Origin of the sequence: Polaromonas sp. YR568 (genome assembly GCF_900116715.1) — a bacterium.
In the GTDB taxonomy this organism is placed as follows: Bacteria; Pseudomonadota; Gammaproteobacteria; order Burkholderiales; family Burkholderiaceae_C; genus Polaromonas.
Genome location: NZ_FPBM01000009.1, coordinates 122,595 through 136,755, shown reverse-complemented (window position 1 = coordinate 136,755; position 14,161 = coordinate 122,595). Strand labels below are relative to the sequence as shown.

General features: G+C 64.2%; 12 protein-coding genes. 8 read left to right on the top strand and 4 right to left on the bottom strand.

Translation table 11 applies throughout. The features are described from left to right. The first annotated feature begins 22 nt into the window (after positions 1 to 22). From BM408_RS18020 to BM408_RS18005, 4 genes are all read left to right on the top strand, one after another. Complete coding sequence (locus tag BM408_RS18020) at positions 23 to 1,051, top strand: iron ABC transporter substrate-binding protein (RefSeq protein WP_092131566.1); 1,029 nt, start codon at positions 23 to 25, stop codon at positions 1,049 to 1,051. A 36-nt stretch (positions 1,052 to 1,087) separates the two neighbouring features. Continuing rightward, entirely contained in the window at positions 1,088 to 2,683 is a 1,596-nt protein-coding gene (locus BM408_RS18015) for an ABC transporter permease (protein ID WP_092131565.1), read from the top strand. A 24-nt stretch (positions 2,684 to 2,707) separates the two neighbouring features. Beyond that, positions 2,708 to 3,796: an ABC transporter ATP-binding protein gene (locus BM408_RS18010; protein WP_092131563.1), complete on the top strand. Its 1,089-nt coding sequence runs from the start codon at positions 2,708 to 2,710 to the stop codon at positions 3,794 to 3,796. A 442-nt stretch (positions 3,797 to 4,238) separates the two neighbouring features. After that, complete coding sequence (locus tag BM408_RS18005) at positions 4,239 to 4,601, top strand: DUF1428 domain-containing protein (RefSeq protein ID WP_092131726.1); 363 nt, start codon at positions 4,239 to 4,241, stop codon at positions 4,599 to 4,601. Between the two features lie 12 nt (positions 4,602 to 4,613). Here BM408_RS18005 and BM408_RS18000 read toward each other — a convergent pair whose 3' ends face one another. Further along, positions 4,614 to 5,450, bottom strand: a complete 837-nt coding sequence (locus BM408_RS18000) for a helix-turn-helix domain-containing protein (RefSeq protein WP_092131724.1) — start codon at positions 5,448 to 5,450, stop codon at positions 4,614 to 4,616. 153 nt (positions 5,451 to 5,603) lie between these two features. Here BM408_RS18000 and BM408_RS17995 point away from each other — a divergent pair, with 153 nt between their 5' ends. The 3 genes from BM408_RS17995 (at position 5,604) to BM408_RS17985 (ending at position 10,213) form a co-directional block, all read left to right on the top strand. After that, the gene (locus BM408_RS17995; protein ID WP_092131562.1) at positions 5,604 to 6,017 is read left to right on the top strand and encodes a hypothetical protein; all 414 of its coding nucleotides are present in this window, start codon (positions 5,604 to 5,606) and stop codon (positions 6,015 to 6,017) included. 111 nt (positions 6,018 to 6,128) lie between these two features. Next, on the top strand, positions 6,129 to 9,017 hold the full coding sequence (locus BM408_RS17990; protein ID WP_175541838.1) for an aconitate hydratase: 2,889 nt from the start codon (positions 6,129 to 6,131) through the stop codon (positions 9,015 to 9,017). Beyond that, complete coding sequence (locus BM408_RS17985) at positions 9,017 to 10,213, top strand: FAD-dependent monooxygenase (protein WP_092131559.1); 1,197 nt, start codon at positions 9,017 to 9,019, stop codon at positions 10,211 to 10,213. The genes BM408_RS17990 and BM408_RS17985 overlap by 1 nt, the downstream gene beginning before the upstream one ends. Positions 10,214 to 10,265: 52 nt before the next feature. Here BM408_RS17985 and BM408_RS17980 read toward each other — a convergent pair whose 3' ends face one another. Together BM408_RS17980 and BM408_RS17975 are read right to left on the bottom strand one after the other, a co-directional pair. After that, entirely contained in the window at positions 10,266 to 10,772 is a 507-nt protein-coding gene (locus tag BM408_RS17980) for a GNAT family N-acetyltransferase (protein WP_092131557.1), read from the bottom strand. Continuing rightward, on the bottom strand, positions 10,769 to 11,143 hold the full coding sequence (locus BM408_RS17975; protein WP_092131555.1) for a carboxymuconolactone decarboxylase family protein: 375 nt from the start codon (positions 11,141 to 11,143) through the stop codon (positions 10,769 to 10,771). Before BM408_RS17975 ends, BM408_RS17980 begins: the two co-directional genes overlap by 4 nt. A gap of 306 nt (positions 11,144 to 11,449) precedes the next feature. Here BM408_RS17975 and BM408_RS17970 point away from each other — a divergent pair, with 306 nt between their 5' ends. Continuing rightward, positions 11,450 to 12,886 carry a catalase gene (locus tag BM408_RS17970; RefSeq protein WP_092131554.1) on the top strand — a complete coding sequence of 479 codons (1,437 nt, stop codon included), beginning with the start codon at positions 11,450 to 11,452 and terminating at the stop codon, positions 12,884 to 12,886. A gap of 120 nt (positions 12,887 to 13,006) precedes the next feature. Here BM408_RS17970 and BM408_RS17965 read toward each other — a convergent pair whose 3' ends face one another. After that, positions 13,007 to 14,032: a zinc-binding alcohol dehydrogenase family protein gene (locus tag BM408_RS17965; RefSeq protein ID WP_092131552.1), complete on the bottom strand. Its 1,026-nt coding sequence runs from the start codon at positions 14,030 to 14,032 to the stop codon at positions 13,007 to 13,009. Positions 14,033 to 14,161 lie beyond the last annotated feature (129 nt).

The window sequence follows — 14,161 nt, the reverse complement described above, 5'->3', positions numbered from 1 at the left end:
TATTCCTCTTTAAAGGTGTTTCATGAAACTGTCTTTCTCCTCCCTGGCCGGCGCCGCAGCGCTGGCGGCTGGCCTGCTGGCCGCCCCTCTGGCCTCTACCGCTCAAACCGTCACCCCCAGCGCCGAAGGCATCGTGGTTTACAACGCCCAGCACGCCAGCCTGACCAAGGCCTGGGCCGAGGCCTTCACCAAGGAAACCGGCGTCAAGGTCACCCTGCGCAACGGCAGCGACACCGAGCTGGGCAACCAGATCGTGCAGGAAGGCAAAGCCTCGCCCGCCGATGTGTTCCTGACAGAAAATTCGCCCGCCATGGCGCTGGTCGACAGCGCCGGCCTGTTCGCGCCGCTGAATGCGGCCACGCTGTCTGAAGTGCCTGCCAATTTCCGCCCCGCGCATGGCCGCTGGACGGGCATCGCCGCGCGCAGCACCGTGTTTGTCTATAACAAGGCCAAGCTCACGCCGGCCCAGTTGCCCAAGTCCATGCTGGACCTGGCCACGCCCGCGTGGAAGGGGCGTTGGGCCGCATCGCCTTCCGGCGCGGACTTCCAGGCCATCGTGAGCGCGCTGCTCGAGCTCAAGGGCGAAGCCGCCACCGCTGCCTGGCTCAAGGCCATGAAGGAAAACGCCACGCCTTACAAAGGCAACGGCACCGTGCTCAAGGCCGTCAACGGCGGCCAGATTGAAGGCGGCATCATTTACCACTATTACTACTACGGCGACCAGGCCAAGACCGGCGAGAACAGCAACAACGCCCAGCTGCATTACTTCCGCAACCAGGACCCGGGCGCTTTTGTGAGCATCTCCGGCGGCGGCGTGCTGGCCTCCAGCAAGCACCAGCCCGAAGCCCAGGCTTTTGTGAAATGGATCGCCGGCAAAGGCGGCCAGGACATCCTGAAGAACGGCGACGCTTATGAATACGCTGTCGGCAACGGTGTGCAGTCCAACCCCAAGCTGGTGCCTTTGGCCGAACTGCAAGCGCCCAAGGTTGAGCCCTCCAACCTCAACAGCAAAAAGGTCACCGACCTGATGACCCAGGCTGGCCTGCTGTAAACCGCTCTTCGTTTCAAACTTGCGGACCGACACCTTTTGAGCGCCTTGCCCCTTGATGCCGATGCCGCCCTGAACCCGGCGGCTGCGGCGCTGTTGCAGTCACCTGCTGCAGGGCCCGGCGGCTGGCGCCTGTCATGGGTGGGCGCTGCGGCGCTTGTCGTCGCGCTGCTGGCCTTGCTGCCGCTGGGTTTTGTCCTCTGGGTCGGCGTGCAAACCGGCTGGGAGACGGCCTCTGCCTTGATCTTCCGGCCGCGCGTCGGCGAGTTGCTGGTCAACACCGCCTTGCTGGTGGTGCTGACGGTGCCGCTGTGCGCGGTGCTGGCCGTGGCGCTGGCCTGGTTGACTGAACGCAGCGACCTGCCCGGCGCGCGCACCTGGGCCTGGCTGCTGGTGGCGCCACTCGCGGTGCCGGCCTTTGTGCAGAGTTATGCGTGGATGACGGTCGCGCCCAGCCTGCACGGCCTGCCCGCCGGCGTGATGGTCTCGGTCATCGCCTACTTTCCGTTTTTGTATTTGCCGGTGGCCGCAGCCCTGCGCCGGCTGGACCCGGGCATGGAAGACAGCGCCGCCTCACTGGGCCTGGGGCCCTGGGCGGTGTTCTTCCGTGTCGTGCTGCCGCAGCTGCGGCTGGCGGTGTGCGGCGGCTCGCTGCTGGTGGGGCTTCACTTGCTGGCCGAATACGGCCTTTACGTGATGATCCGTTTCGACACCTTCACCACCGCCATCGTCGACCAGTTCCAGTCCACCTACAACGGGCCCGCCGCCAATATGCTCTCGGGCGTGCTGGTGGTGTGCTGCTTTGCGCTGCTGGGGCTGGAGTCGCTTGCGCGCGGCAAAGAGCGTTATGCGCGCGTCGGTTCCGGCGCGGCGCGCATGCCTTTTAAACGCAGCCTGGGCCGCTTCACTGTCTGGGGTTTGCTGCTGCCTACGGTGCTTTGTGTGCTGGCGCTGGGTGTGCCGCTGGTCACGCTGGTGCGCTGGCTGGTGGCCGGCGGCGCGGCGGTCTGGCGCTTTGATGAACTCGGCCCGGCGCTTTTCCAGACCCTGGGGCTGGCCGTGGCCGGTGCGCTGCTGACCACCGTGGCTGCGGTGCCCATGGCCTGGCTGTCGATACGATCGCCTGGCCGCCTGCAGCGCGTGCTGGAGGCCTGCAACTACATGGTCGGCTCGCTGCCCGGTGTGGTGGTGGCGCTGGCGCTTGTCACGGTCACGGTGCGGCTGCCGATTTACCAGACGGCCGTCACTGTACTGCTGGCGTATTTGCTGATGTTTTTGCCGCGCGCGCTGATCAGCCTGCGTGCCGGCATCGCGCAGGCGCCGGTCGAGCTGGAGCAGGCCGCGCGCAGCCTGGGCCGCACGCCCGCGCAGGCGCTCTGGGCCATCACCATGCGGCTGGCCGCGCCCAGTGCGGCGGCCGGCGCGGCGCTGGTGGGCCTGGGCATTACCAACGAACTCACCGCCACACTGATGCTCGCGCCCAACGGCACGCGCACGCTGGCGACTTCTTTCTGGGCCTACAGCAGCGAGATCGACTACGCCGCTGCCGCGCCCTATGCGCTCATCATGGTGCTGCTCTCGCTGCCCATGACCTGGCTGCTTTACCAACAATCCAAACGCACGGCGGGACGATGACGCCATGACGATTTATGACAGCTTATGACCACATCTCTTGAACTGCAGGCCATCCGCAAGCAATACGGCGCCGTGCAGGCGCTGGGCGGCGTGGACCTGAGCGTCGCGCCCGGCAGCCGCACCGCCATCGTCGGCCCCTCGGGCTCGGGCAAGACCACGCTGCTGCGCATCATTGCCGGCTTTGAGGCGCCCGACGCCGGCCGCGTCACCCTGGGCGGGCGGCAACTGGCCGACGGCCCCGACGCCGTGCCCGCGCATGAACGCGGCATCGGTTATGTGCCGCAAGACGGCGCGCTTTTTCCGCACCTCACGATTGAAGGCAATGTCGGCTTCGGCTTGCCGCGCAATACGCCCAAGCGCGCCGAACGCATCGCCGAGCTGATGGACATGGTCGCGCTGGACACCGCCATGCTGGCGCGCCGCCCGCATGAGCTCTCGGGCGGGCAGCAGCAGCGCGTGGCGCTGGCGCGTGCCCTTGCCCAGCGGCCCAGGCTGATGCTGCTGGACGAACCCTTTTCAGCACTGGACACCGGCCTGCGCGCCAGCACCCGCAAAGCGGTGGCGCAGCTGCTGGGCGCGGCGGGCATCACCACCATTCTCGTCACGCACGACCAGGCCGAGGCTTTGTCATTCGCCGACCAGGTGGCCGTGATGCGCGGCGGGCTGCTGGTGCAGGCTGGCCGCCCGCTCGATTTGTATTTGCGCCCGCGCGATGCGGCAGTGGCTGGCTTTCTGGGCGACAGCATCGTGCTGCCCGCCCAACTGGCTGGCGGCTGGGCCGACTGCGCGCTGGGCCGCATTGCCGTCAACGACCCCGCACGCCAGGGCGCGGCGCAGATCATGCTGCGGCCCGAGCAACTGCAGGTGGCTGAGGTGCCCGTCGAAACGGCGGCGCACGGCTCGCAGGCAGACGGGTGCTATGGCGCGGTCACCGACACCGACTTTGGCGGCTCGGTCTGCGTGCTGTCGGTGCGGCTGCTGCGGCAGGCGGCCTCCGTCGGCGACGGGGCGGACTCGCCGCTGCTGGTGCACAGCACGGGTATGCATGCGCCGGCGCCGGGCGCCATGGTGCGCATCACGGTGGCCGGGCAGGCGCATGTGTTTGCGGGCTGAGCCGGAGCCTGAAAAGCCTCAAAAAAGCCCTTTTTCACCCATCAAAAATAGCCAGAACCCGCATGGGAATTGAGTAAGCAGCTACTAAAAAGATAGCGATTCATGGTCCCCGCCAGCGCGGCAAACCTGGCAATCTGCCTGCCAGGCCCTCTTGCTGCTACGGCATCCGCCTCGGCGCCGTTTCACCGCTTCACCGGCAAAACAGGGCCGCGACAAGCTTTGTTACCTCTTTTCAAACGCCGCTCTGTCTTTTTCCAAAGATGTTGTGTACGCTGTACACAAGCTGCCCATCAAGCCAAAACAGGCCAAAAGAGACCAGACACAGGCCAACAACAACCCGAAAGCAGCCAACTTCGCAGCCCGGACGGTTGCGGACACGCCGTCCGCCTTCATCCGGGTTTTCTGGTTTTTGATTGATTCGCCCAAGCAAGGAGATTTCCCCATGGCCCGTTATGTAGATGGATTCATCGTCGCCGTTCCCGCCAAGAAACTGGACGCCTACCGCAAGCTGTCCAGCAAGGCCGGCAAGCTCTGGAAGGAATACGGCGCGCTCGAATACACCGAATGCGTCGCCGACGACGTGCAGCCCGGCAAGGTCACCTCCTTCCCGCAAAGCGTCAAGCTCAAAAAAGACGAGGTGGTGGTGTTCTCGTGGATCACCTACAAATCGCGCAAGCAGCGCGACAGCATCAACAAAAAAGTCATGGCCGACCCGCGCCTGGAAGCCATGATGGACCCGAAGGACTTGCCCTTCGACGGGCAACGGATGATCTGGGGCGGCTTTAAAACGATTGTTGAGCTTTAAGCCTCTGGGCGTTTAACCCTGCGCCGCCAGCGCATGCAAGGCCTGGCGCGTGAAATCATCCGCCGGGAAAAACGTCTCCATCGCCAGCTCCTGCAGCGTCACATCTACCGGCGAGCCGAAGATGGTGGTGGTGCTGATAAAGCTCAAAACGCCTGAAGGCGTGTTGAACTTGAAGGGCATCACCACGCCCGGGTGTTCACCCTCCAGGTTGGGGCCTTTCGCTTCTTCCGGCACGGGGTAGGCCTTCAGCTCTTCCAGCAGCGCCACCAGCGCCGGGTCGGCCGTGGCGGTGATCTGCTGGCGCAGGCGCTCAAACAAATGGTCGCGCCACTGCATCAGGTTGGCGATGCGTGGTGCCAGGCCCTTGGGGTGCAGGCTCAGGCGCAGCACGTTGACGGGCGCTTCCAGCAGCGAGGGGTCGGCGCCCGCCAGCAGGTGCGGCACCATGCGGTTGGTGGCGACTATGTTCCAGTGGCGGTCCAGCGCCAGGGCGGGGTAGGGCTCATGGCTTTTGAGCAGCAGCTCCACCGCTTGCCGGGCCGAATCCAGCGCCGGGTCGTTCAGCGGGCGCTCGCGGTACATGGGTGCGTAGCCGGCGGCCACCAGCAGCGCATTGCGCTCGCGCAGCGGAATGTCCAGCCGCTCGGACAGCCGCAGCACCATCTCGCGGCTGGGTACTGAGCGGCCCGTTTCCACAAAACTCAAATGGCGCGTCGAGATGTCAGCCTCCTGGGCCAAATCGAGCTGGCTCAGGCGCCGGTGCTGGCGCCAGTGGCGCAGGTGGTCGCCAAAAGGCTGGGGCGCGCTGCGCGGCGTGGGGCGGCTGGGGTGGTGGGTGCTGGCGGTCATGGATGCCATCGTAAAGCCATGCGGCCGGTTTTCCATTACCTGGCAGGTTATCGACGGGCGGCTGTTGCGCGGGAATGATGACCCCCATGCGCACCGACCCGGCGGCCCGGCGCGCTGACCAACATCCCCGGCTGCTACTTCAGGAGTTTTGCCATGTCTTCGAGTTCCATCCTCTCTTCCCCCAACTTCCTGCGCAATGTGCTGCGTGTGGACGCGCTGTCCTGCATTGCCTGCGGCGTGTTGCAGGTCGCTTTTCCGGCCGCCATGGCGCGCCTCTTGAACCTGCCCGAGGCCTTGATTGCCTACACCGGCGAGTTTTTGCTGGTCTATGCGGCCGTCGTTGCGTTTGTTTCAACGCGTAATCCCTTGCCGCGGCCCGTCATCTGGGCGCTGGTGGCCGGCAACATAGGCTGGGCGCTGGCCTGCGTGCTGCTGCTGGTCAGCGGCAGCGTGTCGCCTTCCATGCTGGGCGTGGCTTACGTAGTGGTGCAGGCGCTGACGGTGGCGATGCTGGCCGAGCTGCAGTACTTCGGCCTGCGCCGCGCGGCGCCCCAGCCCGCCTGGTAAGCAAAAGAGGGCACAAGACTGGGCAGGAGGGCAGGGTATGCGGGCGCGGCCCCCCACGGGGCCGCAGTGCCTGCCAGAATGGGGGCTGCTGTCAATAAAAAGGAGTCCGCCATGGCCAAACCGCCTCCCCACGCTTTTTCCTCCACGCTCAAAAGCTTCAAGACCGCCTCCGGCAAAACCGGCAAGTTCTACTCTCTGCCGGCGCTCGCCAAACAATTCCCCAAAGTCGCCCGCCTGCCGGTGTCCATGCGCATCGTGCTTGAGTCGGTGCTGCGCAACTGCGACGGCAAAAAGGTCACGGCCGAACATGTGGCGCAGCTGGCCAACTGGCTGCCGCAAGCTGAGCGCAGCGAAGAGATCCCTTTTGTCGTCTCGCGCGTGGTGCTGCAAGACTTCACCGGCGTGCCGCTGCTGGCCGACCTGGCCGCCATGCGCAGCGTGGCACTGAAGCTGGGCAAGAACCCCAAAGCCATAGAGCCGCTGGTGCCGGTCGACCTGGTCGTCGACCACTCCATCATGGTCGACTACTACGGCAAGAAGAATTCACTCGACCTCAACATGAAGCTCGAGTTCCAGCGCAACCGCGAGCGCTACGAATTCATGAAGTGGGGCATGCAGGCTTTCGACACCTTCGGCGTCGTGCCGCCGGGCTTCGGCATCGTACACCAGGTCAATCTTGAATACCTCTCGCGCGGCGTGCACAAAAGCAAAGACGGCGTGTACTACCCCGACTCGCTGGTCGGCACCGACAGCCACACCACCATGATCAACGGCATCGGCGTGGTCGCCTGGGGCTGCGGCGGCATCGAGGCCGAAGCCGCCATGCTGGGCCAGCCGGTTTACTTCCTCACGCCCGACGTGGTCGGCTTTGAGCTGACCGGCCGCCTGCGCGAAGGCGTCACCGCCACCGACCTGGTGCTGCGCGTGACCGAGCAGCTGCGCAAGGAAAAAGTCGTCGGCAAGTTTGTTGAGTTCTTCGGCGAAGGCACGCGCACACTGGCGCTGCCCGACCGCGCCACCATCGGCAACATGGCGCCCGAATACGGCGCCACCATGGGCTTCTTCCCGGTCGATGAAAAAACCATCGACTACTTCAAGGGCACGGGCCGCACCAAAGAAGAAATCGAAGCCTTCGAGGCCTACTTCAAGGCGCAGGGCCTCTTTGGCGTGGCCAAGGCCGGCGAGATTGATTACTCGCATGTGGTCAAGCTCGACCTGGGCGACGTCACGCCCAGCCTGGCCGGCCCCAAGCGCCCGCAAGACCGCATCGAGCTGGGCAATGTCGCCGGCCAGTTCAAGTCGCTCTTCAGCAAGCCGATAGCCGAGAACGGTTTTAACCAGCCCGCCGGCATGCTCAATACCCGCCACCTGGTGCGCCGCACCGACGAAGGCCGGCTGGACACGCTGCCGTCCGCGCCGCCCACACCGGCAGGCGCCGCACGCCCCGTGATGGAGATGGAAGGCAACCGCCCCACGCTGGCGCACGCCCGCGCCAGCAATACCACCGACGCACCCGCCACGGCGCAGACCGAGGTGGTGCATTCGGCGCCCGGCATCACGGTCGGCAATGGCGATGTGCTGATCGCCGCCATCACCAGCTGCACCAACACCTCCAACCCCAGCGTGCTGCTGGCCGCAGGCCTGCTGGCCAAGAAGGCGGTGGAAGCGGGCCTGAAGGTGCAGCCGCACATCAAGACCTCGCTGGCGCCCGGCTCACGCATCGTGACCGAGTACCTTACCGAAACCGGTTTGCTGCCTTACCTTGAAAAGCTGGGCTTTGCGCTGGCCGGCTACGGCTGCACCACCTGCATCGGCAACGCCGGTGACCTGACGCCCGAGCTGAATGAAGCCATCAGCAAGAGCGACCTGGTCTGCGCGGCCGTGCTTTCGGGCAACCGCAACTTCGAGGCGCGCATCCATCCGAACCTCAAGGCCAACTTTTTGGCCAGTCCGCCGCTGGTAGTGGCCTACGCCATTGCCGGCACGGTGATGCGCGACCTGATGACCGAGCCCGTCGGCAAAGGCAAGGGCGGCAAGGATGTGTACCTGGGTGACATCTGGCCGACCAGCGACGAGATCTACAAGCTCATGAAGTACGCGATGAACGGCAAGGCCTTCCGCGCCAACTACGCCAAGGTCAAGACCGAGCCCGGCAAGCTGTGGGAAAACATCAAGGGCGTCAAAGGCACGTCTTACACCTGGCCGGCCAGCACCTATATCGCCGAGCCGCCTTTCTTCAAGGACTTCACTATGAAGGCGGGCGAGGCCGGCAGCGTGTCGGTCAAGGGCGCGCGCATCATGGCGCTGTTTGCCGACTCCATCACCACCGACCACATCTCGCCGGCCGGCTCCATCAAGGCCAGCTCACCGGCGGGCCTGTGGCTGCAGGCCAATGGCGTGCAGAAGGCCGATTTCAACAGCTATGGCGCGCGCCGCGGCAACCACGACGTGATGATGCGCGGCACCTTTGCCAATGTGCGCATCAAGAACCTGATGATTCCGCCGGATGCGGAAGGCTCGCGTGAAGAGGGCGGCGTGACGCTGTTCCAGCCCGGCAACGAGAAGATGTTCATCTACGACGCCGCCATGAAGTACATGGAGCAAGGCACGCCCACCGTGATCTTTGCCGGCGAGGAATACGGCACCGGCTCCTCACGCGACTGGGCCGCCAAGGGCACGCAGCTGCTGGGCATCAAGGCCGTGGTGGCGCGCAGCTTTGAGCGCATCCACCGCAGCAACCTGGTGGGCATGGGCGTGCTGCCCCTGCAGTTCAAGCCGGGCGAGTCGTGGCAGACCTTGAAGCTCACCGGCACCGAAGTCATCGATGTAATTCCGCACCCCGAGCTCAAGCCGCAAAGTGAGGCCAAACTGGTTATCACGCGCGCTGATGGCTCGCGTGAAGAGGTCACCGTGATCCTGCGTGTGGATACACCGATTGAGGTCGACTACTACCGCAACGGCGGCATCTTGCCGTTTGTATTGCGGCAGTTGCTCGCTTAATGCTTCGGCAGGCTCTGATCGCCGGCGGAGGGATCGGCGGGCTCGCCGCTGCGCTGGCTGCAACACGCGCCGGCTGGGATGTGCGCCTGTTTGAACGTGCCAATGCGTTCAGCGAAGCCGGCGCCGGCATCCAGCTTGGCCCCAACGTGGTGAAGGTGTTGCAGGGCTGGGGGCTGGCCGGCGCCTTGCAGATCGTCTCCGCGTTTCCGGAGCGCCTCCAGGTGCGCTGTGCGCTTTCAGGCCAGACACTGGGCGAGTTGCCGCTGGGCGCCAGCATCGCCGAGCGATATGGCGCGCCCTATGCCACCTTGCACCGCGCGGACTTGCACCGCCTGCTGCTCGAAGCCGTGCAACAGCATGCCGACGTCAAGCTGCACCTCAGCCGCCCGCTGCAATCCTTCAGCCAGACCGCGCAGGCCGTCATGGTGCAAGCCGATGACGGCCCCGGCATTGAAGGCGATGCGCTGATTGGCGCTGACGGTGTGTGGAGCATGGTGCGCCAGCAACTGCTGGGCGACGGCCTGCCGCGGCGCACCGGCCACCTGGCTTATCGCGCGCTGGTGCCGCAGGCCGGCTTGCCCAAACTACTCAGAAGCCAGCACGTTACCGCCTGGCTGGGCCCACGCATGCATGTGGTGCAGTACCCGGTGCGCGGCGGTGAGTGGCTCAACATCGTCGCCATCGTGCAAGGCGAAGTTCCGGCAGAGGCCGACCTGTGGGACCACAGCGCCAACGCGGCCGACCTGGCCGCCGCCACGGCCGGCTGCTCCGCCGCCCTGCGCGAGGTGCTCGATGCGGTGGAAGGCTGGCGCCTGTGGGTGCTGCACGACCGCCCACCCATGCAAGGCGCCCACCAGCAGGCTGTGGGCCGTGTGGCCCTGCTGGGCGATGCTGCCCACCCGATGCGGCCCTACCTGGCGCAGGGCGCCGGCATGGCGATTGAAGACGCCGCCGAGCTGGGCCACGCCCTGGCCCAGGCGCTGGACCCGGCCTTTGATGTGCCCACCATGCTGCAGCGCTATGCACTCAACCGCTGGCAACGCAATGCGCGTGTGCAGGCGAGGGCGCTGCGCAATGGGCAGATATTTCATGCCGATGGTGTGGTCCGCTGGGGGCGCAATGTGTCGATGAAGATGCTGGGCGCGCGGGTGCTGGACATGCCCTGGCTGTATGGGGGCGGGGTGAGGGCTACCTGAATTTGGCTTGGGGGTACCTGAGGTTTAACTGCTCAAGGCGCTTCAAGTCGCTTCAAGGCGCTTTTAAAGTCTTGAACATCACAAACGCATCCACCAAACCCAGTCGCTGGTGGCGGAAAGCCCCCGGTAGCGTCCCCACCACATCAAACCCCAGCCTGCGCCACAGCTTGACGGCCCGCTCATTCGTCGACACCACCATGTTGAACTGCATGGCCAGAAAGCCCATGGCCAGCGCCTCGCGCTGCGAATGCTCACACATGGCCGAGGCCAGCCCCTGGCCTTGCGCTTCTGGCGCGACCACATAACCGCAATTGCAGACATGCGCGCCCTGGCCGGGCTGGTTGGGCTTGATGAAGTAGGTGCCCAGCACCCGCCCGTCGCTGGCGCTGCCTTCGCGCACCACATAGGTGGCGCGGGGCGCCTCCATCCAGGCGGCGTGTATCTCGGCTTCGGTGCTTTGCGGCGAAAAGGTGTAGGTGTCGCCCGTGGCAAAGGTGGCGCGCAGCAGCGGCCAGACGTCGGGCCAGTCGGCCTCCCCGCAGCGGCGTATCGCTGTCATGGTTTGGGCGCATCCACCACTTCGGCGGCTGTGCGAAAGGCTTCCACGGCGGCGGGCAGGCCGCAGTAAATACTCGCATGCAGCAACACCTCTTGCAGCTGTTCGGGCGTCACGCCGTTGTTGAGCGCGCCGCGCACATGGCCTTTGAGTTCATGCTGCTTGCCCATGGCGGCAAGCATCGCCACCGTGATCATGCTGCGGGTTTTCAGGTCCAGCCCCGGGCGCTGCCACACATCGCCCCAGGCATTGCGGGTGATGTACTGCTGGATGGGCATGGAAAAGTTGGTTGCCTTGCCAAACGCGTTGGCCACAAAGTCCTCGCCCATCACCTGCTTGCGCGTGGCCAGGCCTTTGTCGAATTGGGAATCCATTGAACTGCTCCTGAAATAGAAGCCGCCAGCATAGCCGGGCGGCGGCATGTCACGGGGTGACCGTTCGTCGTGATTCCATGGTCACCGCATCGTCAAACAAGCGCGCGACATTTAAGCTGTTAGGTGGGCCGTAGTTTGGGCTGCAATTTGGGCCGTATTCGGCTATCGGCGCTTTGAATAATTACTATCGGCCAAGCCTTGCGCCATGAATAGTTTTTGACAACAATCAATTCACTGTCAATAGTTCGTATCTATTGATGAGACGCAGCCAGCCCAGTCCACCCATTTGATCAAAGGAGCCCCATCATGAGCAAACTCACCACCGCCGCCGGCGCACCGGTCGTCGACAACCAGAACGTACAAACCGCCGGCCCGCGCGGCCCGGTCCTGTTGCAGGACGTATGGCACCTGGAAAAGCTGGCGCACTTTGCGCGCGAAGTGATCCCCGAGCGCCGCATGCATGCCAAGGGCTCGGCCGCTTACGGCACCTTCACCGTGACGCACGACATCACGAAATACACCAAGGCCAAAATCTTCTCGCAAGTCGGCAAGAAGACGGAGCTGGTGCTCCGCTTTTCGACCGTGGCCGGCGAGCGTGGCGCGGCCGATGCCGAGCGCGACATCCGCGGCTTTGCCGTGAAGTTTTATACCGAAGAAGGCAACTGGGACATGGTGGGCAACAACACGCCGGTGTTCTTTCTGCGCGACCCGCTGAAGTTTCCCGACCTAAACCGCGCCGTCAAGCGCGACCCGCGCACCAATATGCGCAGCGCCGAAAACAACTGGGACTTCTGGACACTGCTGCCCGAGGCGCTGCACCAGATCACCATCGTGATGAGCGACCGCGGCATTCCGAAGTCGTACCGCCACATGCACGGCTTCGGCAGCCACACCTTCAGTTTCCTCAATGCGAAGAACGAGCGCTTCTGGGTCAAGTTCCACTTCGTCACCCAGCAGGGCATTGAGAACATTACCGACGCCGAAGCCACCGAGATCGTGGGCCGCGACCGTGAAAGCGCCCAGGCAGACTTGCTGAACGCCATCGACAACAAGGACTTCCCGCGCTGGAACCTGAAGATCCAGGTCATGCCCGAAAAAGACGCGGCCACCTACCACCTGAACCCGTTTGATTTGACCAAGGTCTGGCCGCACAAGGACTACCCGCTGATCGATGTGGGCGTGATGGAACTGAACCGCAACCCCGAAAACTATTTCGCCGAAGTCGAGCAACTGGCTTTCTCGCCGGCCAATGTGGTGCCCGGCATCAGCTTCTCACCCGACAAGATGCTGCAGTCGCGCCTCTTCAGCTATGGCGACGCGGCGCGTTACCGCCTGGGTGTGAACCACCACCTGATTCCTGTGAATGCACCCAAGTGCCCCTTCCACAGCAACCACCGCGACGGCGCCATGCGCGTGGACAGCAACAACGGCTCGGAAATTGGCTACGAACCCAACAGCAAGGGCGCTTTGCAGGAGCAACCCGATTTCGCCGAACCGCCGCTGTCGATTGAAGGCGCGGCTGATCACTGGAATCACCGGGTTGATGAGGACTACTACTCGCAGCCCGGCAATCTGTTCCGGTTGATGACGCCGGCGCAGCAGCAGGTGTTGTTTGAGAATACTGCTCGGTCGGTTGGGGGGGCTTCCAAGGCTATTCAGGAACGGCACATTGCTAATTGCGCTAAGGCTGATCCGGCTTATGGGGCGGGGGTGGCTAAGGCGTTGGCGAAAATTGCGGGTTGAACCTCTAGCTTGTCCGGGCTGGTTCCGGCTTTAGCGCCCTCTGCTGAGGGGGGCTGGCCGGGCAACCCCCGGCCAGCAGCCCCAGCTCACCCCACCCGATCGGCAAAGATCAAAGACCTTTCAAACCCAACCTTCCAACACAACCTTCCCTCTAGCCTTCCCAGACTCAATCACCCCATGCGCCCGCCGCAAATTGGCCGCATTGATCGCACCAAACGTCTCCGTCAGCGTTGTGCGGATCAAGCCGGAATCGACAAGCTGGGCGACCTCGTTGAGCAGCCGGTGCTGCGCCACCATGTCGGGCGTGCCAAAGAGGGGCCGGGTGAACATCAGTTCCCAGTGGATGGATGCGCTCTTGCGTTTGAACAGCGTGATGTCGAAGTTCATCGGGTCGTCGATCAGGCCGAACTTGCCTTGCGGTGCGATGGCTTCGGCGATTTGCGCCAGGTGGCTGTCGGTTTGCGTGAGGCTCACGATGTAGTCCACGGCGGGAATGCCGATGCGCTTGAGTTCTTCGGCAATCGGCTGGCTGTGGTCGATGACGTGGTGAGCGCCTAGTTCTTTTACCCAGGCCTGGGTTTCGGGCCGCGACGCGGTGCCGATCACGGTGAGTGAAGTCAGGCGGGTGGCCAGCTGCGTCATGATTGAGCCGACACCGCCCGAGGCGCCGATGATCAGCAGCTTTTTCGGGTTGGGTGTTTTGCCCGGCAAGATGCCGAGCCGGTCGAACAGCATTTCCCAGGCGGTGATACTGGTCAGCGGCAGGGCGGCGGCTTCGGCAAAGCTCAGTGTTTGCGGCATGCGGCCCACGATGCGTTCGTCGACCAGGTGCAGCTCGCTGTTGGTGCCGGGCCGGGCGATGGAGCCCGCGTACCAGACCTTGTCGCCCGCCTTGAACAGCGTGACCTCGGGACCGACCGCGCGCACGATGCCGCTGGCGTCATAGCCGAGCACCTTGTAGTCGGCGCCGGCGCTGCGGGCCGCGCTGGCTCGCACCTTCGTGTCTACAGGGTTCACAGACACCGCTTTGACCTCCACCAGGATGTCGTGGCCGGTGGGCGTTGGGTCGGGCAGGGTGATGTCGGTGAGGCCGTTTTGGCCTGCGGTGTTGAGGGCGTGGGCCTGGGTGTAGCCGATGGCTTTCATGTCTGATTTCCTTTGCGTGTGGTGATATGGAGGCTTGCTCAAAATTGATTCAAAACCGATGCCTGAACTGTATTGAGTTTGAAAATGAAGATAAACAGGCTTTTAATTGAAGGTATTTACAAATAAAAT